The sequence below is a fragment of the Fulvivirga imtechensis AK7 genome (genome assembly GCF_000331535.1).
In the GTDB taxonomy this organism is placed as follows: domain Bacteria; phylum Bacteroidota; class Bacteroidia; order Cytophagales; family Cyclobacteriaceae; genus Fulvivirga; species Fulvivirga imtechensis.
This window is the reverse complement of sequence record NZ_AMZN01000074.1, coordinates 1-25,005: the sequence shown is the minus strand read 5'-3', so window position 1 is coordinate 25,005 and position 25,005 is coordinate 1. Positions and strand designations below refer to the sequence as shown.

The following is a 25,005-nucleotide window of genomic DNA, read 5'->3' as shown; positions in this document are numbered from 1 at the left end:
AATTATAGAAGTCATGGAGAAGTTGAATAATGATTGGCTTACAGATGGCCTGATCGATTTTGAATATAAAAAGTATGTGCTTTTGGCATATTTTAAGAAGGTACGGGCTTCCTTTCAGCAGCAGGAGCTTTACCCGATCCTTGGTGATTTGGTTTTTCATTACAATAACCTTCTACAGTTCAAAAATAATCACGAATTGATCCAGCAGAATTTCCCCAAAGAGCTGACCGGCGTGGACCTGAAAAAACTGGAGCTGACCTATCAGAAAATTGTTGAAGATGATGAACTGATGTCAGAAATTGAGGAGATTATTGCATATGCACTCCCGTTGTTCAAGGGCTCGCTGTCTGAAGGAAAGGAGATATATGAGTTTGTAGAAAGCAATTGTGAGTTAACTCCTGTTGGATTGCTCCCACTTTATACAGATGAGGGGTATTTTTTTATCAGCCACGATCCGTCCCGTCATACACGGGTATATCGCTATCAGCTTACGTTACTGGAGACCTCTGATGAAAAGTACAGAGGTATCCATGCTACTTTGGTCGATAAGCTGAGACGGGGAATAGGAGATACGTATGAAAACATAAAGATCGGACTTACCAGAAGGTTTAAAGATCTGCCAAATCCTGCCACATTTCTTATACATTCCAAGGTAAAGTTTCCCTATACTTCTACATTGGAGCCGGTGGCTAAGAGGTTGCTTGTCAGGTATATTTCATCTTCATAACCCTGGGCTCTTTTTCTGCGGCAGACAAAAAATGCCGTCCTTTTAAGAGACGGCATCTATGTATTTTTGATATCCGGGTGTTTAGTTGGATGTATCAGGATCAGTTGAAAGATCTTCCAGTCCACGGCCTTCATCATTAGCGGGTTGCTCTTCGATGTCTCCTAAGTCAAGAGTAGGGGCTCCTCCGGCCTCCTCACGAGCTCTGTCTCTGAATTCATCGGTAGGGCCTTGTCTTTCGTTTAAAATGAAATTAGTTGACAGGGTCAAAGCAAAAACAACTATGACCAGTCCCCATGTCATCTTCTCCAGCAGGTCGCCAGTTTTTTTAACGCCTATCATATTGCTTGCCCCTGCACCTCCAAATTGACTTGAAAGCCCGCCTCCTTTAGAGTTTTGAGCCAAAATTACCAACACCAACAATACTGCGGCTAAAATTATTAAACTTAAAATGAGTGTAAACATCTGTCTGACCTATTATTTTTGCAGTTCTTCAATTCGAGATGCAAAGTAAGCCTTTTTTTGCGGAAACTTCCAAATTAATTTTTTATAAATGTCAATGGCTTTATCCCTTTTGCCCTGATTTATGAAAATATTAGCGAGGTTCTCAGACACCAGGTCCTCATTAAAAGAAGTGCTGGCTGCTGATAGATCCGGCTGATTTTCAGATGATTTAAGGGGCTTAGCTGTTATGCTGGGTTCTTTGCTTATAAAATTTTCTATGAGCTTGTTTTGATCTTCTTTCGGAGCTTTGGGCGCCTTATTTTTTTTCTTAGGCTTTTCCTCCTTTTTTTTCTTGGCTTTTGTACCCTTTTTTACCGATAGCTTCTTTTTTGCTGTTTCCTCTCCGGATTTTATGTCAGGTGTGGTTTCCTGATGCTTTTTTGTATCCTTCTTTTCTTTCTGAGTAGAGGTCTTTTCTGATGTTTTTGGGGCTTTTTCATCTCCTGCAATAGGCAAAGTGTCTTCACTTCCTGTAGTAGTTTCCTTGAGCCACTCCATATAGGTGGCTTTACTTTTTTTCAAAGCTTCAAGCTCAAACCAGATCTCGTCTCTTATTAAATCTCCCTCCGGGTTGATCTCTTCCAGATTTACAGTTATCTTCTTTTCTTCTCGTGAAATGACTGGCGTCTGATCAGGTTTGCTGTCAACCGGTGTTTTGGCAGAAGGGTTCACTTCATCTACTTCTTTGGTACCAGAGGGTATGGTGGCTGGTCTTGTCAGCTCCGGAGCATTAGTATGTGTGGCTTTAAGCTGTATCACATCTTTTAAAACCCCGCGGTCGGTGGCATACATGGCTGCGTAGTTCAGGGTTTGACTGGCAATGGAAGTTTGCGCATCATGATTTGCCTTTGCTACCAGGGTATGGATTACCTGGCTGTAGGGATAAGTTTTTGCCAGCTCATGCAGCTTCTCCCGGTCATCGTCCGGAATATTGTGGTAGTTTTGTATGATCTTTGTGAATTTCTGTTTATTCAAAACACTGCAGTTAGTTGACTTTTATTCAAAAAGTTAGTGAGTAAAAATATACCAAAAATTACCAATTGGCAACTGAGGCATTGAATATATCCAAAATTATTTGGTCAAATATCCGGTCAAGCAACTGACTTTCAATGGCTGTCAGATTCTGGTTGCTATCAAAATCTTCGTAAAAGGAGAATGAACGATTTTCAAAATTGAACTGATCATCCTCGGTATTGACATAGGTGACCTGTACCGTGATCGTTAACCTGGTCAGGGCTGATGTGTTACCTCCCAGAAGTTCAGCATTGGCGGCAGTTGGCGCAATAGGGGAGAGCCTGTAACCTGTAACTACTCCTTCAATTTGTAGTTCGCCATCCTCTTTTACCAATGTGAGATTCGTGTTGGACTGGTAATAATCCTGAAGTTTATTGGTGAACGTTTGTGCCATATCAGGCGGCCCACCTTCAGCATCGTTATAAAAAGCAGCAATGGAGATCGTTTCGGCTGTGATGGCCACGCCGGTAAATGAATATACACCACATCCACACAATAGGGCCAGGGGCATGATTTGGAGCAGAAACTTAATGCTTTTAGAGATCCTCAAGTTCGTATTGTTTGATTTTCCTGTACAAAGTCCGTTCCGAAATACCCAAATCCCGTGCCGCATGCTTTCTTTTATTGTTGTTTTTTTGTAATGCTCTGATGATCAGCTCTTTTTCCTTTCGCTCTAGTGATAGAGATTCCTCTTCTTCAGTTTCATGAACGATATCTTCTATGTCAGCATCGTCTTCGTAAGCCTGCGCAGGAACATTACTTGGATGGAGATTGAGTAAAACAGGCTTTTCAGGCGGGGTAGTGTTAATACTATTATCATCCAGGTCCTCAAATAGTTCACTATGGTTTTCTATAACCTTACTGGTCGATCCCTCTGTTTGTAATGCCTCAAGAACGAACTTTTTCAGGTCGTTCATATCCTTTTTCATATCGAAAAGCACTTTATAAAGCAGGTCTCTCTCTGAAAGACTTTGCCTTTCTTTTTCCGGATCATGGTATATGGCAGGAAGCTGGCTTTGATCTTTTGGTAGATAATGTAGTAGCATTTCGGCATCTATAACTTTATTTTCAGTAGATAGCACCGACATCTGTTCTGTTAGGTTCTTTAACTGTCTGATATTTCCCGGAAACCGATACTTTACTAATATTTCTTTGGCTTCATCGGTAAGGGTGATTGGCTTTACTCTATACTTTTCAGCAAAATCTGTGGCAAATTTTCGAAACAACAACTCTATGTCAGCTCCACGCTCACGTAGTGGTGGTACGTAAATAGGGACTGTGCTCAAACGGTAATAAAGATCTTCCCTGAATTTACCTTCCTGTACATTTTTCATCAGGTTGACATTTGTTGCCGCAACCACTCTTACATCCGTTTTCTGCACTTTTGAAGAACCTACCTTGATAAATTCTCCGTTTTCTAATACGCGAAGCAGACGCGCCTGCGTTCCGAGTGGCATTTCACCAATTTCATCCAGGAATATCGTTCCTCCGTTTGATACTTCAAAGTATCCCTTCCTGGCTTCATGAGCACCAGTAAACGATCCCTTTTCATGGCCAAAAAGCTCAGAATCAATTGTGCCCTCAGGGATAGAACCGCAATTGATAGCAATAAACTGATTATGCTTACGTGGACTCAAATGGTGGATTATCTTGCTGAAGGATTCTTTACCACTACCACTCTCGCCTGTGATTAACACAGACATATCCGTAGGCGCTACCTGTGCGGCTACCTGTATAGCATGACCGAGCAAAGGCGAATTGCCAATAATGCCAAAGCGCTGTTTTATACTTTGAATTTCTGATTCTTGCATAGCCATGACTAATCAACAATTTCTCCAAACAATGTTGCGGCAGAGCAATCACTGATTTTTACATTCACATATTGCCCTTTTTGATAGTGTTTTTTTGGAAAAATAACCACTTTGTTAGCTGAGTTTCTGCCCTGAAGCTGGTCTTCAGACCTTTTCGAATATCCTTCGATCAGCACTTTGTGGACTTTTCCTATATCCCGTTTATTACGTTCAAGGGAGAGTTCCTGCTGCCTGGCTATGATCTCATTTAATCTTCTTTTTTTGACCTCAAGAGGAATATCATCGGTAAATTTTTTTGCGGCCAAAGTTCCGGGCCTTTCACTGTAAAAAAACATGTAAGAGAAATCATACTTTACATAGTCCATCAGCGACAGAGTGTCCTGATGCTCTTCCTCAGTTTCCGTACAGAACCCAGCGATCATATCTGATGAAATACCGCAGTCTTCACCAATAATACGTCTGATAGCATCTACACGGTCTATATACCACTCCCGGGTGTACGTTCTGTTCATCAACTCAAGTACTCTGGTATTGCCACTCTGTGCCGGCAGGTGAATGTAATTGCAGATATTCTCATATTTGCTCATGGTATGAAGTACCTCATCGGTGATGTCTTTCGGATGTGATGTAGAGAATCGTACTCTGAGATCGGGGCTTACACCGGCCACCATCTCAAGCAACTGTGCGAAGTTGATGATCTCACTTATATCTGCTGTTTTCTCTAATTTGGCTTTGTTGTTTACCTCGGGAGACCACTTGTAAGAGTCAACATTCTGGCCAAGCAGGGTCACTTCACGATACCCGTTGTTAAACAGGTCCTCCGCTTCTTTAACAATGGAATGCGGATCTCTGCTTCTTTCTCTACCTCTGGTAAACGGTACTACACAAAAGGAGCACATATTGTCGCAGCCCCTCATAATAGAAATAAAGGCGGTAACTCCGTTTGAATTCAATCGTACGGGGCTAATATCTGCATACGTCTCTTCTCTTGATAAGAAGGTATTTACTGCTTTCTGTCCATCATCAACCTGTCTGACCAAGCCAGGGAGATCGCGGTAGGCATCGGGGCCAACTACAAGGTCAACAATTTTCTCTTCTTCCAGCAGTTGGCTTTTCAGGCGCTCGGCCATACACCCCAACACGCCTATCATCATTTCAGGTCTGTTCTTTTTGACAGTATTGAATTGAGCCAGCCTGTTTCTTACCGTTTGTTCTGCCTTTTCGCGGATCGAGCAGGTATTGAGAAATACTACATCTGCTTCATTAAAATCGGAGGTAGTATCAAACCCCTCTTTTTTCATGATGGACGATACTATTTCGCTGTCAGAGAAGTTCATCTGGCAACCGTAGCTTTCTATATAGAGTTTTCTTTCTTTTCCTGTGTTTTCATCGGTTGATACTTTGAAAGTCTCACATGCTTCCGTACCTGTATTTTCGGCAGCCAAAATATCAATATCTTCAATCACCTTTCGCATGATGCTATTCCATTTTTATAGAATTGCAAAGGTAAGAATAACCTGTAAAAGTGACATTATGTCAGGTATATTTTATCTAAAAATTTAGGGTTTTTCATTAATTGACGCCCGTAGGAGCTGGAGTATGGCCTTGGCTTTGAGCAGGCATTCTTCATACTCCAGTTCGGCAATAGCGTCATAGGTGATAGCGCTGCCGACCTGAAATGATAGCTTTTCCAGGCGCTGGTTATATAAAAGGCTTCGGATCACCACATTGAAGTCAAAGTCGCCCTCAGGGGTAATAAAGCCCATAGCCCCTGAGTACAAACCCCTTCTGGCACTTTCGTATTGCTCTATGAGCTGCATTACTTTTATTTTGGGCGCTCCGGTCATACTGCCCATTGGAAATGCGTATTTTATGGCATCAACAAAATGGACTTTTTCGTTCAGTTCCGATGTTACCGTGGATATCATCTGATGCAATTGGCGGAAAGTATAGATCCCGAACATTTCTTCTACTGTTACTGAGCCTGTCTTAGCGCTCCTTGCCAGATCATTCCGAACGAGATCTACGATCATCATATTTTCTGCCAGCTCCTTTTCATCGGTTCGCAACTTTTGCTTGATTATTTCATCTTCGTATGGTGAGACGCCTCTTTTTGCAGTTCCTTTAATAGGCTGAGAGATGAGTTTTCTCCCGCTTTTTTTTAAGAACCTTTCGGGACTGGCACAAATAAGGTAGCTGTCATTGAACTTATGGAACACAGAAAAGGGAGTAGGAGAGATCTCTACCAGTTTTTGATAGATAGTGAGGGGATCCAACCTCACCTGGCTGGCGCCAAATTCCATACAGTAATTGATCTCATAGATATCGCCTTCTTCAATATGTTTTTTAAGCCGGTTGACTGTTTCTATGTATTTTGAACGGCTGGTATTGGCTTCAATGGTGATCTGTTCCCTTCCGGGCGCTTCTTCATAGTTGGTTTGATCATCAACTGCCCCTATACCAGCCATTACTTCATCGGGAGATAAATGGCTCTCAACATAGACGCTGTCGTTTTGAAAGAAGAGCATATGCTCCGGGTTGTAAAAGTGGATCACAGGAAAGTTAACATGATCAGGGTGATCACTGGAAAGCTTTTCTATCTGATTCTTCAGGTCATAGCCCAAATAGCCGATTAACCAATCGTTAAGGCTGTTATGATATTCTCTAAGTTGTACGAAATCGTCCTTTCCGTCAAAATGCAACTGCTTTTGGCAGCCTATAGCCAATATTTCCTCAAAAGGTCCGTATGGATAACGTTTGACATTATTATGGTTGAAGTAGGAGCAATGGCTAAAAGTGGAAGCCCAAAGAAGTGCTTTTTTTCTGAACTGAGAAGGGTTGTCGAGTTTATAGCGAAAGGAATGATTTCTCAATTTGCTGCAAATTTGCGCAAAAGTATATAAAAAAAGGGAATCAGCAGTCAGATTCCCTTTTGTTCTAGTGTAGTGATCACTAATTTCATTCCTTTGTACTCCTTTGTACTGCGCTATCCCGTACAGTTGTTACAGTTGTCGGGATGAGCATTTTTGGGGTGAGCGTAACGCAGACATTGGCGTTTTCTTACAAACACTACACGCTAGTTCTGTGATATGGATGAATTTTCGGTCGCGCTAATATCAAAACCGACATTTACGGTGTTGTATATGAATTTATCCTTGGCTTTGTCTACTACATTGGCTTCGTTGTTGTACTGTAATCCCCATAGCGTTCGGTCGATGTTGAATTTAGCCCTGGCCAACACCTTGTTGTTCTGTATTTTTATGTTGGCAGGAAATGATACGCTAAGCGTTTTACCCCTCATTGTAAGGTTGCCCGTAACTTTATGGGTTGGAGATTCCACCATGTGTTCTTTGGCAGAAGCCGGCTTATATTCAGAATCAAACTCCTTTTTCACCTTTACAGAATCCTCTTTTGAGTAAGTTTCTACAGAGGTAATGACAAACTCCGCAGATGGATGATTTTCCGTATCAAAAAAATCGGGTGATCTCAGGTGGTTTATAAGTTTGAGCTGCATTTCCTGATCACCAGCCAGATCATCATTGCTGATCTCGTTGATGTTCATAGCTATCCTGCCCCCTACAATTTTACCATCTTCTACGGCAATGCTTCCATCGTTTATGGGAATGGTGCCGTTATGTTTACCGGTAGGTTTGCTTCCGATCCATGTTATAGCGCTTTCTGTGGTATTTATGGCATAGGTGTCGGAGCCATTAACATCCTGTACTTCTTTAGCTTCAGAGACCTCCGCATCGGTGCCGTTCTTCTGCTGATCGCAGGCTGTCATCAAGATCATGATGAGAGCCAAGCTTAAAAAATTAAGATTCTTCATTGGTCTTCAGTTGGTTTGATTGATATTTATGTGCATTATTTGAGCATTAACAAATCTAATAAAGAATAACGACATTATTAAATGTTTAAACACTGAAATGGCAATTATTAAAACGATAAGAGATAAAAAGCCGCAATTTGGTCAAAACTGCTTTCTTGCTGATAACGCAGTTGTGGTAGGTGAAGTTACAATGGGGAATAACTGTACCGTATGGTTCAATGCCGTTGTAAGAGGTGATGTGCATTCAATAACCATTGGGAATGATACTAACATACAAGATGGCGCTGTGGTGCATTGTACCTATCAAAAAGCAAAAACCGTAATCGGAAGCAACGTATCCATTGCCCACAATGCTATAGTTCATGGCTGTACTATTGAGGACAATGTGCTGATAGGCATGGGGGCTATAGTAATGGACGATGCGGTGGTGAAAAGCGGGGCTGTAATTGCTGCCGGTGCGATAATACTTCCCGGAACCATTGTTGAGGCTGATTCTATCTATGCAGGGGTGCCCGCAAAAAAAGTAAAGGATACAGGCCCGGAAATGATGGAAGTGATCAGAAGAACAGCCCGGAATTATCCTATGTACGCGGAGTGGTATAAAGAATAAATATGAAGCAGCCCGGCTTTTGTAAAAACCGAACTGCTCTTAGACTACCTTGCCGGGGTGGGAAACACAGGTAAACTGTTTGTATCATTGTTCCCTACGGACTGTACAGCAAAAAAGAAGTTATCTTTTGAATAGGGGATGATAGCAGTTGTATCCTCTACATAAATACTTTGCTCCCAGGTGGCTTGATACGTTTCTCTTATTAATATATTATATCCTTTTGGTTTGGGGCCCTTTGACGGGTGCTCCCATACCAAAGTAGTTTGATTTCCAAGATCCACCTTAAGACCAACGTTTTCCGGCTGGTAGGGCGATAGTGCCAGGTTGGCAAGGGCAGCCAGGTTAACCTGTGTTATTTTAGCTGCATAGTCGTAATTGACATATTCCGGCAGGTCCCCATACTGTACATCTCCTTCTTTTCTGACATCCTGATGCTGGTATAGATAATTTTCGTTCATTTCGCAGAATCTCACTGCTGCAAAACCATTTTGGCTGAAGGGAAGGTGATCTCCGCCTCGCAAATACCTGTCTATCCTGTAATTAAGGGTTATCGAAAAGTTATCTACATATTTTTCTCCGACTGACTTTATATACCTGGCCAACTGGCGTGCGCGGCTGTCATTTTCAGCGCCGGTGTATTTTCGCAAGCGCTCCATATCTTCTGTTTCAAAGGCCGGGATGGTTTCACTGAATATCCGAACCGTGGAATCATCGTGGATACCTGTCTCACTGGACAGCGTATTGCCCACCATATCATTATTAAACATGGCTATGAGGTTAATACTATCCTTTTTGAGCTTTTCGGCCATATATTTGGCGCCTAAGAGTCCTTGCTCCTCACCCTGAACAGCCATAAATATGATAGTAGCAGGAAATTCATGCTTAGCCATCACACGGGCCAACTCCATTACCAGTGCTACTCCTGACGCATCATCATTGGCTCCTGGAGCAAAAGAAGTGCTATCCATAACATCAGAAACCCGCGAATCCAGATGGCCACTAACAAGCATTACCCGGTCATCATCCGGGTCAGTGCCTGCAAGTGTGGCCACTACGTTTTTCATTTCTATCGTATAAGGGATCCTCCTGCCTGCCGATACCACAAAGGGATCTAGTTCTACAGCCATTCGACCATTGCTGTTGGCAGCATAGGCTTCCATCTTTTTCGCTACCCACCTTCGCGCTGCACCAATGCCAAATGTATCGCTTTTTGTATCACTCAGTGAATGCCTGGAACCAAAGCTTACCAGCATACGAACATTGTTTTCGATGCTATCAGCAGACACCTCGTCCAGCATGGCAGTAATTGTAGGATGCAGCCCTTTTTGGGAAATGCCTGTCTCTTTTTTTTCATGGCTGTACTTACAAGACCATAAAGAAACCGACAAAAGAAGGAAATAAGTGATTCTTAATTTATGCATATGGTTATTTTTTAAATTCTAGTATCCTGATGCCTGACCATCTTTCCTCGACTCCGAAGCCCCGAAATAAACACCCCTTTCGGTATCTTTTAAAATAGCCTGATAGCCGCCATAGATCCCATCTCCATAAGATATTTTGTGGCCCCTTTTCATTAATCCCCGAATCACTTCATAGTCAAACCCTGACTCCATATATAAGGTGCCACCATCTGTCATCTCTTCGCCAGTAGGTTGCGATGACCCCAGGTGCTGGATTCGAGGTGCATCGCCCGCTTCCTGCAGGTTCATGCCAAAATCAATCAGATTAACAACGATCTGAACGTGACCTTGAGGCTGCATGGCCCCACCCATTACACCGAAACTAAGCCAGGGTTTCCCATCTTTGGTAATGAAAGAGGGTATTATAGTATGAAATGGTCTTTTTCCCGGAGCATAGGCATTGAAGTGATTCTTATCCTGTATGTTAAATAACTCTCCACGATCCTGAAGGATGAAACCTAAGCCGGGAGGAGTCATGCCAGAGCCCATGCCTCTATAGTTGCTCTGTATTAATGATACCATATTTCCATGGCTATCCGCTACGGTTAAATAGATAGTGTCACCATCTTTTAATTTACCGGCAGGATAGCTTCTGGCTGCACGCTCTTTGATTAATTGTGCTCTTTCCTTGGCATAATTCTTTGATATTAGCTTGTCGACAGGAATTTGATTGAAAGCCATGTCGGAGTAAAATTTGGCACGGTCTTCATAGGCCACTTTTTTTGCCTCAGTAAACAAATGGATGTATTCTTCGCTTCCAAATCCCATGCTGGCCACATCATATTGTTCCAATATATTGAGCATCTGTAACGCAGCGATGCCCTGTCCGTTAGGAGGTAATTCCCATACGTCATAACCCCTATAGTTGGTGCTTACGGGTTTCACCCATTCCGAACTATGTGCGGCCAGGTCCTCGTAGGACAGAAATCCGCCTTGTTCTTTTATATATGCGGCAATTGTTTTTGCAATATCTCCTTTATAGAAAGCATCTCGTCCTCCTGTAGCCAGCTTTTCATAGGTATTGGCCAGAGCAGGATTCTTAAAGATGTCGCCCTTATCAGGAGCATTACCATTGGGCATAAAAACGTCCTTAAAACCCGGGTACTTGCTTAAAAATGGCGCTGAAAGTTGTATGTAATAGCTGATAAGCTCAGTTACAGGGAAACCTTCACGCGCATAATTGATGGCAGGAGAAAGAATTTTGTCTATAGGGAGTGAACCAAATTTCTTGTGCATTTCAAACCATCCGTCAACACAGCCGGGCACTGAAACAGGGAGCGGACCGTGAGAAGGAATTTCTTTGTACCCATTTTTTGTGAAATATTCGAAAGTGAGGCTCTTTGGTGATCTGCCACTGGCATTGAGGCCATAAAGTTGCTTCGTTTTTTCATCCCAGATAATAGCAAATAAATCTCCGCCAATACCGCACCCTGTAGGTTCCATCAGGCCGAGGGTAGCATTGGCTGCAATGGCTGCGTCAATGGCATTGCCACCCTGCTGCAGGATATCAATCGCCACCTGCGTTGCCAGCGGGTGACTTGTGGCAGCCATGGCATGTGGAGCAATGACTTCAGAGCGAGAGGCAAAAGACCTGCCGGTAATCCTATCTTGACCAAGCAATGACTGCCGGAGGCATACAAGAAGTATCAGGAGGAAAACGAATCTGATTTTATTGGTTTTTATGTCCATAAATAGGCACTTTTAGCTTTGGAAATGGAGTTTTATAAAAATAAGATTTAACGATGAATTTTTTAATCAAACTTTTATTATCGGCAATAGCAGTGGTAATTACAGCTTACCTGCTACCGGGAGTTGATATAAGCGGATTTTTAGCGGCCATTTTAGTAGCTGCTTTTCTATCATTTTTAAATGCCATTGTACGGCCTGTATTGGTCATACTCACCATACCGATAACCATTGTCACTCTTGGGCTGTTTTTGCTTGTGATCAATGCCATCATCATATTGATAGCGGACGCTATTATCCCGGGATTTGATGTGAACGGATTTTGGTGGGCGTTGTTATTTAGTATAATACTGGCAATAGTCAATTCGGTTTTTGAAAGTTTGAGTAAAAAAGAGAGGGATCGAAATTAAACAATGTAAAGATTATGCTTTGGTATTAACTTGAATTGAACTATATTAAATAGTGTTTGTAAGAAAACTCACAACATATCGTCATTGCGAACGAAGTGCGGCAATCCCCTCTCTTTAATATGCTTTGAGAAGGGGGATCGCTTCGATTCCTCCCCGTGGCAAGCCCGGGACAGGCGCGATGACAGCAATAGTTTTCATAGACACTAAATAGTAAAAAAAGTTTAAAATCAATTGTTATGAGCGCTGTTAATAAGGGGTTTGATCCTCAAGTGATACAGGAGTACCGCGAAAAAATGAAAAAACGCCACAGGAATCATATTGTAGTGGATTCTGAGGATAATTCTGATGAGTATGTCAATTTCTATTTCATTGGTGTGTATGAAGGCAGGGAAGTAATCTATGACGCAGTGATATGCACTTTGCGGCTGCATCATAATAGCGAGCTTTATGAAATAGCCGAGCACAAAGCTGCACGTCATTTTCCTGAATTTAAAAGCATAAAATATGAAGAGGATGAGAATGGAGATCTGGCAGCGTTGGATGATCTTGAAGAGGAAATAGGGCTATATATGGCCGAGGTAATGCACAACCTTGAGGAAGAGGGGGAAGTTAAAGTCAGGGAATACGTTGAGTTGGATCCTAATATAGATTTTGGGATCGGACTGGATTCAGCGTTGAACGTGGAGAAGATCACACCTGATATTATCTCTAAATTTGTGAAAGATTATAATGAAGAGTCTCTGGAGCTCGATGATACCCTCTATGCATTTCAGCATGAAGAAGCAGACGAGAAGGTGATCTAAATGAATGCTAATTTACAAGGTGAAGGGGTGAGGCTAAGGAAGAGTATCTATTCTACCCTGAGCTTCGTTGCGCTGATCTGGGGAATTAAAATAATAGAATTTACTTTCGACTATAATTTTGGCGAGTACGGTATACTTCCCAGGACCCTGAGTGGATCTCTCGGAATTGTTACTGCTCCACTGATACATGGGGACGTATTTCACCTGATGTCCAATACGCTACCCATCCTGATCCTGGGCGTTGGCCTGTTTTACTTCTATGATAAAATAGCGCTTTCAGTAGTTTTTCTTATTTACTTAATGACGGGTTTTTGGGTGTGGGTGGCAGCCCGTGATGCTTACCACATAGGCGCCAGCGGACTCGTTTACGGTATATTGACATTTTTGTTATTCGGAGGCTTTTTCAGACGTGACTCCGGTACATTGGCCATTTCCTTTATTGTCCTCTTTTTGTATGGAGGGACCTTTATAGCCGGTGTTATTCCTGAAGACTCTGCTATATCGTGGGAATCGCACCTGATGGGGGCCATAGCCGGTATATTATGTGCCGTCTATTTTAGAGGATTTAAAATTAGCACTGCAAAGGCACCTGCTGAGGAAGAGGTGCCTGATGTAACTACCCCCGAGCTTACTTATTTTTATAAGCCGAAAAGGCAGGAATCAGAAATACAAAAAAATAAAGCGGAAGCTTATATCATCAAGTACCCGATACCTCCTGACGATGCTGAATAAAACCTTTGAAAAAAAACGCTAGCAATTCTCTTTAATCTTTACTTTATTTGCCTCCATTTTTAAAACTAAAAATCGAAGAAAGGTGAAAAACTTATCTCTAGCACTTAATATCGTATTGTTGGTAGCAGTAGGAGTATTATATTATTTACATTTTGAAGGAAAGAAGCAAACGGACCAGGATGAGCCGGAAGTTACTCAGACATTAGAGTATACCATTGGCTATATTAATGCCGATTCTGTGTTGAAAAACTACGATTTCTTTAAAGAAATGCAGGAAAAGCTCCAGAAGAAAGGTGAAAAACTGGAAGTGGAATATCAGAACAGAGCTCAGGGATTGCAAAAGGAAGTAAATGACTATCAAAGAAATGTTAATAACTTAACCATTGGACAGGCAAAGGCTCTTGAAGAGAATTTGATGAAGAAGCAACAGAATCTGCGACTGTATCAGGAAAGCCTTGCTCAGGAATTGATGAAGGAAGAATCGAAAGTTAACAGAGAGTTATATGAAAAAGTGACTGCCTTTATTGAAGAATACAGCAACAAAAATGGCCTTGAAATGGTCGTGAAGTATAATCAGGGTAGCGATGTGCTTTATGCTAATAACGGAATGGATATCACTCAGGCAGTTATATCCGGATTAAATAAACAATATAAGGAAGGAAAGACGGGAACAACCACTGATACAAAAGCTGATACTGCAAAGGTGGAGTAAGTTTTTCGCCTAAATAATACCTTAAAGGCTGTTTCAGAAGTTGATAAAAGTGTTTTAGTAGGCCATAAGTGACGATACAGGGCTACTAAAGGACGTGTAACTTTTGAGGCAGCCTTTTTTAATTGTTAAAAATAGGTTGTATTTTACCGAGGGTATTTATAAATTTTCATCATATACATCATAAATACTATTTTTTAATCTTTAGTGAATGCTTAAAGCCTTATTTTTAGCCTTAAATGTGCGGCCTGACGAAGAAAAGCCTGTTTTGTTGCTGCTGGGCAAAGGGTTTTTTATGGGCATTTTTCTTGCTACCTATCAGGTAAGTGCTGAAACATTATTTCTGAACAGGCTGGAGATGTACCTGAAAGAGGCCATTATGGTTTCCGGGTTTTTGGGGATTGTTACCACGGCTCTTTTCGCCACACTTCAAAACAGACTGTCCTTCTCGAAACTGGCCCTTGGCAATTTAATATCTATTTTCTTATTTACAGCGTTAATATATTCCACCTTTATTGAAGCAGATCGTCAATGGCAGGATTATATAATCTTTGTAATGTTTGCCATGATAGGCCCGATATTAGCGGTATCATTGCTCGGTTTTTGGGGTGTTTTTGGCCGGTTATTTGATCTGAGACAATCTAAGCGCATAATCGGTGGGATCGATATCGGTCAGTTATCGGCAGCCATTTTAACCTCTTTTGCCATTCCTTTCCTGGAACCTTTCATTCCCAATACATCAAATTACCTGATCATCAGCGGAATCAGTATATTAATATCCTTCGGTTTCCTGATATTAATTACCGTCAGGTTTGACCTGAAAAAAGCTGAAATATCCACCAGTAAGTCTGAGAATACCGGGACGGGCATCAAGCACCTGGTACGAAATAATTATGTAAGGCTGTTGTCTGTATTTCTTATATTTTCAATGGTGGCATTTACCTTCGTTCAATATTCATTTCAGGGCGTTGTAGCACAGCAATATCCTGAAGAACGAGAATTAAGAAATTTTCTGGCGATATTTAATGGTGCCATTCTAGTTTTGGGGCTTATACTCCAGACATTTGTTAATGATCGTATCATTGGTGAATATGGCCTTAAGACATCTCTTATTATCCTTCCTGTGATTCTGGCCATATTTACCATTGGAGCCATTGTGGCGGGTACAGTCTTTGGTTATACGCTTGAGGCTGGGGCTGCTTTTATTTGGTTCTTTTTATTTATAGCCCTGAGCAGGCTATTTAATTTCTCTCTGCGGGATTCGCTGGAGAACCCAACCTTTAAATTGTATTTCATGCCTCTGGATAATCGGATCAGATTTGACATACAAGCTAAGGTAGAAGGTGTGGTGAACGAGGCCTCTCGGTTTATTGCAGGGTTATTGATCATAGGCCTTTCGTTTCTCACTTTTTTTGAACTTATACACTACTCGTATACGCTCATTTTTATATTGATGGGGTACTTTGTGATGGTGGGCAAGCTATACAACGAATATCGCAACAGGGTTAAAATAAAATTGCAGGACCAGCAGCGCTCATTGGAAGAACTGCCATTAACAGCCGCTGAAAAATTGCTGGGTAGGCTGGAGAGATCAATGGCTGAAGGTAATCCCAACAAAGTAATTTTTGCCTTTAAGCTACTCGAAAAAGTAGAACCTCAACTCCTCCCTCAATACATCAATTCTCTTATGGACCACCAGGCTGATGAGATCAGGGAATTTGCTCAGGTTAAGATGAATGAAATTAAGGGGTTGTCTGTTTCTGAAAGATATGTGATCAGTATAGATAAAGGTTCTCATACTACAGGTAAGCAGGTGGTGAGCGGAAGCGATATTTTGGACCTATTCAAATCCGGTGATGTGTCGAAAGCGAGACTGAGTAAACTTTGCAAGTCTGAGAATAGCGAAGACCGGCAGTATGCCGCAGAATTGTTAAGTAATAAGAGTGACGAAGAAAGTACCTCTTTTCTTATCGAATTATTGCATGACCTGGATCCGAAAGTGAGAAATGCCGCTATTAAAACAGCGCAGAAGAAGTATAATCAGGAAGTACTGAACGCACTTATAGACAATCTCAACCGGCCTTCATTTAGCGTGCAAGCTGCTAACGCCCTCACAATAATAGGTGGCAAGGCATTGTCTGCCCTGGATAGTTCTTTTTATAAATCCGGTCAGCCGACACCCACTATGATTAAGATAGTGCGGATTATAGGGCGTATAGGAGGAAAAAAAGCTACTGAGCAGTTGTGGAATAAAATTGACTACCCGGATAAGCTTATTGTTTCGCAGGTGCTGTTAGCATTGGGTAATAGTGGGTTTAAGGCTAATATTACTCAGATCCCAAGGATTAAGTATGCAATAGAATCGGATATTGAAGACATTGCCTGGAACATAGGCGCCATCAATGAGGTGTCTTCTGATTATTTTGGAAATGAGATCAAACAAGCCCTTCAGGAGGAAATAGACTATGATGTTGAGCATATTTATATGCTTCTTTCTATGCTCTATGATAGCAAATCCATTCAGTTGGTAAAGGAGAATATTGAGAGCAGGACTAATGAAGGGGTAACATACGCTATTGAATTGCTGGATGTGTTTTTATCAGAAGACCTTAAGCAGCGGATTATCCCGGTATTAGATGACCTGCCGTATACTGAAAAGGCTAAGAAGTTGGAAATATTTTACCCCAGGGAAAGGATCGACCCTACACTGGTATTGAAGTTCTTGCTAAACCGGGACTTTTCCCAAACTAACCGGTGGACCAAAGCATGTATATTATACCAGATGGGTTTGATGAAACTGTCGGACTTCGCATTTGATCTGATAGCTCATTTGTTTAATCCTGACAAAATGATCCGTGAAATGGCGGCCTGGGCGCTGCATGAAATTAGTCAGGACCTGTATGGGCAGCATGTAAGCCGACTTAATGAAAATACAAGGCGGCAATTAGATGCTATTATTTTGGATCGTGATGCTGACAGTGGTAAATCACTGGTGTTTGAAAAAGTACTTTTCCTTAAAGGAATTCCGGTTTTTGATCACGTCTATGGCCTGGTGGTGGCCAGTATTGCTGATATTATACAGGAGGTAGTACTCCCTGAGGGAACCTCTTTATCGGTAGATGAACACTATAACGATAATTTTTTCATTATTTATAAAGGGTCCATTAATCTCTATGAAAATGGGGAGGTCAAAGGCATGACGAAGGAAGGTGAGTTTATTGGTGAATTGATTAATTCAGCCAAATATATGAGATCAAATCTTATTGTGGCTATCACCGAAACTACTCTGTTTAAAATAAATAAAGACGACTTCTATGAACTTCTTTCAGATAATATCAATCTGGCAGAAAAAATGGTGTCTTATGTTTAAGATTTGCGCACCATGTTTTATAAGATATTTTTTTTGTATTTTACTGGCTAAACGTTTTCAATTTAAGTATTTAACGACTGTTATTTTTTAGATTCAAAACCCTGCGATATATTTTTTTGATTATTTATAGCTCCTGATAATGTTGAATTACGAGATACAAATGGGTGAACACGAGCGAGAGCCTGAGCAATATGACGGCTATGGCAATCGTATTATCCGTAACCCATTTCCTGGTCTCAGACCGTTCAGCATAGATGAATGCCACCTTTTTTTTGGTAGAGAAGGGCAGGTCGATGAGGTGCTGGTAAAATTGGCCACTAACCGTTTTGTAACGGTAATGGGGTATAGTGGAAGCGGTAAGTCTTCTCTTATGTATTGCGGACTTGTACCCGTACTTTTGGGTGGATTTATGACAGATGTTGGTGGAGATTGGAACATTCTTGTATCCAGACCAGGTACTTCGCCTATTGAAAACCTGGCTGAAACACTACTTTCATCCAGAAAGGACCTGGGTAGCGCCACAGAGGACGATAAGCAAGCCAGCAGAATGGTAATTTCCTCATTGCTGCGATCCGATGTTGAAGGTTTGGTACGCCTAATCGAACTGCAACAGAAAGGATCTGGAGGTAATACCCTCATTCTAATAGATCAGTTTGAAGAACTTTTCAGATATCGCGGCAGCGAAGATAAAACTATTAATGAAGAATCTAAGGCCTACGTAAACTTGCTCTTGCAGGCCTGTAAGCAACAGAGGTCTTCAATATATTTGGCCATAACCATGCGCTCCGATTATGTGGGTGACTGTGCAAAGTTCCCTGGCCTTACTGATATGATCAATCAGAGTAACTACCTGGTGCCGCAGATGACCCGTGATCAGAAGAGAATAGCTATAGAAGGTCCTGTGGCTGTGGGAGGTGGTGCAATATCTGGAAGGTTGGTAAAACACCTGTTAAATGAAGTAGGAGATAATCAGGATCAGCTTCCCATTTTGCAGCATGCACTGATGCGTACATGGGACTACTGGGTCAAGGCAAGAGAGGAAAATGAACCCATCGATATACGTCATTATAATGCGGTAGGGAAGATATCAGAGGCACTTTCTCAACATGCTAATGAGGCGTATGATGAACTATCATCCAGGGAAAAAGAAATCGCTGAGATTTTATTTAAGTCTCTGACCCAAAGGACCAATGATAGTTTCGGTATGAGAAGGCCGGTGAGGTTGGGTCTTGTTTCTGAACTTGCAGAAGTTAACGATCAGGAAGTAATTCAGGTCGTAGAAAAATTCAGGCGTCCCGGCAGGTCCTTTCTTATGCCTCCGTCAGGAGTACCATTGAATTCCGATTCTGTTATTGAAATATCCCATGAGAGTTTGATGAGGATATGGAACAGGCTCAGAAATTGGGTGGATGAGGAGTACGAGTCGGCTCAAATGTACAGACGTTTGTCAGAAGCCGCAGCCATGTACCAGGTAGGTAGAACGGGTCTGTGGAGACCTCCTGATCTGCAACTTGCGCTCAACTGGCAGAAGAAACAACGGCCAACGCGTGCATGGGCGCAAAGATACGATGAGGCTTTTGAGCGAGCCATAGTGTTCCTGGATACCAGCAGAATTACCTACGAGGCGGAGCAAAAAAACCAGGAGATGCTCCAGAAACGCTTGCTAAAACGGACGAAGATCGTTGCAGTGGTGTTAGGTGTGGCTGCTGTGATCTCTATTCTGTTTTTTGTGTTTGCCATTACCAGAAACATTGAGGCAAATAAACAACGTGAGCTGGCGGAGCAGAAAAGGATAGAAGCTCAGAAAGAGCGGGAATTGGCTATTACCAGTGCGGAGATAGCTCAAGAGCAAAAGGAAGCAGCCCAATCACAAAAGGAAAGAGCCGAAAAAGAGGAACAAAATGCCAGAGAACAGGCTGAGAAAGCCAAGCAGGCGCTTGAAATTGCCGAACAGCAGCGAAACTATGCGCAGGAGCAGTCAAGAATTGCTGAAGAGCAACGCGAGATAGCAGATTCGGAAAAGGAGAAAGCTCAATCTGCCAGAGAGGCAGCCTTAACAGAATATCAACGTGCAGAGACCAATTTTAACAGGGCTGAAAAGTTACTATACCAGTCTGTTGCCCAGTCTATGTCCGTCAAGTCGTTAAGCATAGAAGATGATAATTTGAAAGCCCTGCTTGCTCAACAGGCGTATATGTTTAATAAGAAGTACGAAGGCCGTACCTACGATCCGTATATCTACAACGGTTTGTACTCTGCTTTGGCGCAGATTAAGGGAGCCTCTTATAATACAATTTCCAACATTCATAGAAATGCAGTACGATCCATTGTATTTCAGCATAATACTAACACATTCTACAGCACCGGTAGTGCGGGTAAAGTAGCCAGTGCCACTTTGGAACACCCTGATGTCCACTCAATTATCGGATCCAACCCCTATCCTAACAGGGTGTTGAAAGTGAGCCCTGATGACCGGTGGCTGGTAAATGGTAGTGATTCATCAGCTATAAAACTGTATGACCTGCAAAATGCATCGTCATTGCCAAAAGAAGTAAAGGGGCATAGCAGCTTTATTAATGATATAGTATTCATTCCGGGCCAAAATGTTTTTATTTCAGTAGGTGGAGATCAGGAACTAAGGCGTAATGATATTTCATCTGGTACCTCTTCTTTATTGAAAAAATTGAATGAACAATACAAAGTAATTGTCATCAGCCCTGACGGGAAATCGTTGGCTTCGGGCACATTAAGCGGGAGAGTTATACTTACCAACCTGTCTGATCTTTCTGAGCAAGTATTGCTTCAGCTCAATGAGAATCCGGTTCAGGCGCTAGCTTTTAGTCCTGATGGGAAGTACCTGGCGGTTGGTGACGAAAAAGGTGTAGTTAGACTATGGAATATGACCAATGGCAAGATAGATTATGAGTTTGCAGGGCAAAAGGGAAGGATAAGTGACTTGGAATACAGCAGAGATGGTAAACTGCTGGCAGCTTCCAGTCTAGACAGGTCTGTTCAGATGTGGGTTACCGATGAAATTGATGAACTGCCAATAAGAATGACTGATAATGATGCTTATGTTTGGGATATTGCCTTTAGTCCCGATTCGAAATATCTTGTAGCAGCGTGTGGCGATGGTGAGATCCGAATATGGCCTACTAACCCGGAGTTTATGGCGGAAAATATATGTTCGGAAATTTCCAGAAATATGAGCGTAGATGAATGGAAATTATTTGTTGGTAATGATATCAACTATCAAAATACCTGCGTAAATCTGTTGCTAAATGATTATAAATGACAACAAAAGGTCTAATAGCACTTGTAATTGTTAGTCTTATTCCTTTATATAAGATGTCAGCCCAATCATGTGCTGAAGTGCTCAATCATGCCAGGGAAAACTTCACTGCAGGCCATCTTTATGGTATTCCTGCTACATTAAAGACGTGCCTTGATAATGGTTTTAACAAAGATCAGCGTATAGAGGCTTATTGGTTGCTCGCCAGAACGTATCTCTTGATTGATGACCCTATAAGTGCCGAAGATAGTTACCTAAAACTATTGAAACTAGATCCTGAATATAATATAGACTCGGATAGAGACCCAATTGATGTTGTCTATTTGAGTCGTAAATTTAAAACGACCCCCATATTTGTTATTTATGGGAAAGGAGGATTAAATATGTCATCTGTAGCTGTAATTCATAATTATGGTATAGATAATACCACGGAGTCAAATGAGTCGTATAAAAGCAAATTAGGGCTGCATATCGGAGGCGGAGGTGAGCTCAATATTAATGATCATTTTAGTTTGGGGCTGGAGGTAAATTTGTATACGAGGAGATATAATTACTCGAATACATTGTTTAATGCCGATAAGCAAACTTTTGAAGAAGCTCAGATAGGCTTTGATCTGCCGGTTTATGTTAAATACCGGTGGGATTTTGATAAATTCCGACCATATATATACGGTGGGTTTGGCCTGGATTACCTGTTGCAGGCGAAGGCCACTGTTAAGCTTATCGACCGTGTGAATGCTGGTACCGAGGACCTTACTGAAATACCTGTAGCCGGACCTGAGGTCACAATTAATGAGCAAAGGACACAGTTTACCCAATTTACTCATGTTGGCCTTGGTTTGAATTACAGGTTCGGCTACAACTATGTAGTTATCGACCTGCGTTATAAAATGGGATTGTCAAATATCGTCAGTGAAGAAGGGCAATACGGTAACAGTACTTTGCTGTATAAATATGGTTTTGTTGATGATGATAAAAGGCTAAATAATTATGCTGTTTCCATTGGTTTTGTAAAACCCTTGTATAAGCCAAGGAAGATTAAAACCACCTCAAAGGGATTTCTCACCCGGTTATTCAATAAAAGGAATTAAAGTATATGCGATTACTACTTGTGATTTTGTGTATCTCCGGTCTTGCTTTGTTTTCATGCGATAATGAGGACAATGTAGTGAGGCGTTTTGAAAACTATTTCATAAAATATTATGGAGAAGAGGGTAATCAATACGGTTATGATGTGCAGAAACTCAACAGCGGCTTTATAATATTAGGGCACAGTACTTCTCTTGAAATGGGCCGTCAGATATTGGTGGTAAAGGTAGATGAACTGGGTAATATGCAATGGCACAGGCAGTTTGGGGGGGCAGGAGAGGACACTCCCGCTGCATTGAGAGTAGATGCCGCAGGCAATTTTATAATAGCAAGTACAATTGAAGTAGCACCTGGGGATCAAGATATTATGATATTAAAAATAGATTCCAATGGGGTTAAGCTGGATAGCGCCATTTTTGGCTATCCGGGAAAATTGGAGGTCGCCAGGAATATTACTATAACTGCAGAAGGAGATTTTATCGTAACGGGGTCTACCACGAATGTCGATACCTCGAAACCAGGGTTTTTAGCTTCAACAGATCTGGAAGATATTTATTCTATCCGTACCAATTCTGATCTGGTGCAATATAGTCCCGCAGATTGGAGACGTGTGTATGGCTTTCCGGGGATTGACAGAGGGGTGGAGGTGAAGCAAAAAAATGATGGTTCGTTTCTTTTCTTTGGAACGACTAATAAACCCCCAACTTCAAATTCACAACAGGCAGGTTTTAATATGTTCTTATTTCCAGCCGGTACTGATGGAATAGCATCATCAGCGAGCCAGCTTCAGTTGTTTGGTACACTGTCAAATGAAGAAGCTCAAGCAATAATACGAACTTCTGAGGGAGGATTTACAATGTTGGGAACAAGCACTGGCCAGGGATTGAATGCCCCCTTTTTGGCGAGAGTCAGGAGCAATAATGATTTTGTTAGTTCCGGAACTATTCCCGTTGAGCGCAATGTTGTTGCTAATTCTATAGTTGAGGCGTCCACAGGAGGCTTTATAGTTTTAGGTGAAGAAATAGGGAACGGGACTGATACCAATATATACTTAACCAGAGTAGCTGCTAACGGCTCTGTAGTTTGGAGTCAATCTTTTGGTGGGCTTGAAATAGATTCGCCGGGAAGAGTTCTGGAATTAGAAGATGGATCAATAGTATTTGTTGGAACGGTCACCCTGGACAGCCAGGCAAAGATTTGTCTGATTAAGACTAATCCAATTGGCGAATTAAAGCCTTAGAAAATGCAGTTAAGGTTACTTTCATTGAAGTTTTAATATTAAAAAATACTATATTACCAGTTTCAACTATAGCCACATGCTAAATTCCCATTCCAAAGCCCTTGCCTGTGCTTCAGGCTCACCTTTATTTTATGGGTCTTTTATGCTAAAAATAGGCAATGTAAGAGCTCTTTTCCGCTCTGGCTGGTGGGGGTTATTGTTTATTCTCCTTTTACTAAATAATTCCCCAATATGGGCTCAGTGTGGTTTTTCAGGGCTTAATGCCAATTACTGCACTACGGATGCCGCGGTAACTTTATATGAGACCACCACCGGAGGTACTTTTTCCGGTCCGGGTGTTAGTGGAAATACTTTCGATCCTGCTGTAGCCGGACCTGGTACGCATTCTATTGATTATGTAAACTATGATGTTTATACTGTTAATACTACCGGGACTTATAATCCTTTTGTGTCTACTATCCTTTGGACTAAAGTACCCAGTAGTTTTGGAGGCGATCTTCAGAACCAGGATGATGACCTTTCTCCGGCCGTAAGTATCGGCTTTACCTTTAATTTTTTTGGTACTGATTATACAGACATATATATATCGTCAAATGGAAACGTAGCTTTTACTGCTTATGCGGAGTCAATATTTTGGAACACTTCAATTCCTGCTCCTGAAAGTCCTAACAACATGATCGCAGTAATGCGTACAGATCTTGATCCTAATGTTACGACTACTGACCGCATTAAGTATAGGGTGGAGGGCACTGCCCCTAATAGAGTATTTATTTTATTCTATGAGGATGTTGAACGATTTGGTACTGGTACAGGAGATATTGTCAACGTACAGTTGAAGCTATTTGAGACTACTAATGTAATTGAAATACATACAACGGAAAATAGTGCATCGGTAGCCAGTGAAACTACTCTTCAGGGTGTTGAGAATGCTACTGGCTCTATCGGATACACTGTACCTGGCAGAAATGATGAATTCTGGACTGCAACTAACGATTTCGTTGCCTTTATCCCATGTACCGACTCCCAACTTGTTACCGTTAATGAGCAACCTGTAGCCGATGCAGGAGCAGGTGGCAATGTATGCGGCAAAGATGCCGGCAACCCTTTCACCTTCACCGGTGTATCGAGTGTAGGGGCAGGCACATGGACCCAACAATCAGGCCCTGGTGTAAGCAACTTCACCGACAACACCAGCGCCACGACCACCGTAACAGTAGATACCTACGGCACCTATGTATATAGATGGACCGAAGTAAACGGCGGTTGCAGCGATTATGATGAAGTAACAGTGACCTTCTACGAACCTACCGTAGCCGATGCAGGTCCCGCGACAGCAGAAGAATGCGATCTGGACATTGCCCTGGGGGGTATCCAAAGCATCCCCGGAAGCACCGCATCATGGAGTGTAGTAGGGGGCAACCCTGCCGACATCACCTTCAGCAGCACTACGATCTTCAACCCGACAGCAACAAGCACCGCCTACGGCACTTATACCTTCAGGTTGACCGAGACCAACGGCAACTGCAGCAGCACCGATGATATTACAGTGACCTTCACCGAGCAACCTGTAGCCGATGCAGGAGCAGGTGGCAATGTATGCGGCAAAGATGCCGGCAACCCTTTCACCTTCACCGGTGTATCGAGTACCGGTACCGGTACGTGGACCCAACAATCAGGCCCCGGTGTGAGCAACTTCACCGACAACACCAGCGCCACGACCAC

General features: G+C 42.1%; 20 protein-coding genes. 11 read left to right on the top strand and 9 right to left on the bottom strand.

Annotated elements, in window-relative coordinates:
- The first annotated feature begins 13 nt into the window (after positions 1-13).
- The gene (locus C900_RS21305; RefSeq protein WP_009582286.1) at positions 14-727 is read left to right on the top strand and encodes a hypothetical protein; all 714 of its coding nucleotides are present in this window, start codon (positions 14-16) and stop codon (positions 725-727) included.
- Positions 728-808: 81 nt separating this feature from the next.
- On the opposite strand, the gene secG is transcribed toward C900_RS21305, so the two are convergent.
- The 7 genes from secG to C900_RS21270 all read right to left on the bottom strand — a co-directional run bounded on the left by secG (position 809) and on the right by C900_RS21270 (position 7,882).
- Complete coding sequence (secG, locus tag C900_RS21300) at positions 809-1,189, bottom strand: preprotein translocase subunit SecG (RefSeq protein WP_009582285.1); 381 nt, start codon at positions 1,187-1,189, stop codon at positions 809-811.
- 12 nt (positions 1,190-1,201) lie between these two features.
- The gene (locus C900_RS21295; RefSeq protein WP_009582284.1) at positions 1,202-2,203 is read right to left on the bottom strand and encodes a tetratricopeptide repeat protein; all 1,002 of its coding nucleotides are present in this window, start codon (positions 2,201-2,203) and stop codon (positions 1,202-1,204) included.
- A gap of 58 nt (positions 2,204-2,261) precedes the next feature.
- Positions 2,262-2,792 carry an LptE family protein gene (locus C900_RS21290; protein WP_245558470.1) on the bottom strand — a complete coding sequence of 177 codons (531 nt, stop codon included), beginning with the start codon at positions 2,790-2,792 and terminating at the stop codon, positions 2,262-2,264.
- Complete coding sequence (locus tag C900_RS21285; protein WP_040497251.1) at positions 2,779-4,053, bottom strand: sigma-54 interaction domain-containing protein; 1,275 nt, start codon at positions 4,051-4,053, stop codon at positions 2,779-2,781. The genes C900_RS21290 and C900_RS21285 overlap by 14 nt, the downstream gene beginning before the upstream one ends.
- Positions 4,054-4,061: 8 nt before the next feature.
- Positions 4,062-5,528: a tRNA (N6-isopentenyl adenosine(37)-C2)-methylthiotransferase MiaB gene (gene miaB / locus C900_RS21280; protein ID WP_009582281.1), complete on the bottom strand. Its 1,467-nt coding sequence runs from the start codon at positions 5,526-5,528 to the stop codon at positions 4,062-4,064.
- Positions 5,529-5,612: 84 nt separating this feature from the next.
- Positions 5,613-6,926, bottom strand: coding sequence for an anthranilate synthase component I family protein (locus C900_RS21275; RefSeq protein ID WP_009582280.1), 1,314 nt, complete (start codon positions 6,924-6,926; stop codon positions 5,613-5,615).
- Between the two features lie 203 nt (positions 6,927-7,129).
- Positions 7,130-7,882 carry a YceI family protein gene (locus C900_RS21270; protein WP_040497244.1) on the bottom strand — a complete coding sequence of 251 codons (753 nt, stop codon included), beginning with the start codon at positions 7,880-7,882 and terminating at the stop codon, positions 7,130-7,132.
- 97 nt (positions 7,883-7,979) lie between these two features.
- Here C900_RS21270 and C900_RS21265 point away from each other — a divergent pair, with 97 nt between their 5' ends.
- Positions 7,980-8,492, top strand: a complete 513-nt coding sequence (locus C900_RS21265; RefSeq protein WP_009582278.1) for a gamma carbonic anhydrase family protein — start codon at positions 7,980-7,982, stop codon at positions 8,490-8,492.
- A 44-nt stretch (positions 8,493-8,536) separates the two neighbouring features.
- Here the strand turns inward: C900_RS21265 and C900_RS21260 are convergent, their stop codons facing one another.
- On the bottom strand, positions 8,537-9,913 hold the full coding sequence (locus tag C900_RS21260) for a M20/M25/M40 family metallo-hydrolase (RefSeq protein ID WP_009582277.1): 1,377 nt from the start codon (positions 9,911-9,913) through the stop codon (positions 8,537-8,539).
- An 18-nt stretch (positions 9,914-9,931) separates the two neighbouring features.
- On the bottom strand, positions 9,932-11,641 hold the full coding sequence (ggt, locus tag C900_RS21255) for a gamma-glutamyltransferase (RefSeq protein WP_009582276.1): 1,710 nt from the start codon (positions 11,639-11,641) through the stop codon (positions 9,932-9,934).
- A gap of 53 nt (positions 11,642-11,694) precedes the next feature.
- Here ggt and C900_RS21250 point away from each other — a divergent pair, with 53 nt between their 5' ends.
- The 9 genes from C900_RS21250 to C900_RS21210 form a co-directional block, all read left to right on the top strand.
- A complete protein-coding gene (locus C900_RS21250) occupies positions 11,695-12,048 on the top strand; it encodes a phage holin family protein (protein ID WP_009582275.1) in 354 nt (117 codons plus the stop codon).
- 236 nt (positions 12,049-12,284) lie between these two features.
- The gene (locus C900_RS21245; RefSeq protein ID WP_009582274.1) at positions 12,285-12,851 is read left to right on the top strand and encodes a hypothetical protein; all 567 of its coding nucleotides are present in this window, start codon (positions 12,285-12,287) and stop codon (positions 12,849-12,851) included.
- Entirely contained in the window at positions 12,852-13,583 is a 732-nt protein-coding gene (locus C900_RS21240) for a rhomboid family intramembrane serine protease (protein ID WP_009582273.1), read from the top strand.
- Between the two features lie 82 nt (positions 13,584-13,665).
- Positions 13,666-14,295, top strand: a complete 630-nt coding sequence (locus tag C900_RS21235) for an OmpH/Skp family outer membrane protein (RefSeq protein ID WP_051052943.1) — start codon at positions 13,666-13,668, stop codon at positions 14,293-14,295.
- Between the two features lie 208 nt (positions 14,296-14,503).
- Positions 14,504-17,662, top strand: a complete 3,159-nt coding sequence (locus tag C900_RS21230) for a HEAT repeat domain-containing protein (protein WP_009582271.1) — start codon at positions 14,504-14,506, stop codon at positions 17,660-17,662.
- Between the two features lie 139 nt (positions 17,663-17,801).
- A complete protein-coding gene (locus tag C900_RS21225) occupies positions 17,802-20,957 on the top strand; it encodes a WD40 repeat domain-containing protein (RefSeq protein ID WP_009582270.1) in 3,156 nt (1,051 codons plus the stop codon).
- Positions 20,954-22,045, top strand: a complete 1,092-nt coding sequence (locus tag C900_RS21220) for a porin family protein (RefSeq protein WP_040497243.1) — start codon at positions 20,954-20,956, stop codon at positions 22,043-22,045. Before C900_RS21225 ends, C900_RS21220 begins: the two co-directional genes overlap by 4 nt.
- Positions 22,046-22,050: 5 nt before the next feature.
- A complete protein-coding gene (locus C900_RS21215; protein ID WP_009582268.1) occupies positions 22,051-23,283 on the top strand; it encodes a hypothetical protein in 1,233 nt (410 codons plus the stop codon).
- Positions 23,284-23,359: 76 nt separating this feature from the next.
- The coding region (locus C900_RS21210; RefSeq protein ID WP_040497242.1) for a hypothetical protein at positions 23,360-25,005 on the top strand (1,646 nt) is incomplete at its 3' end.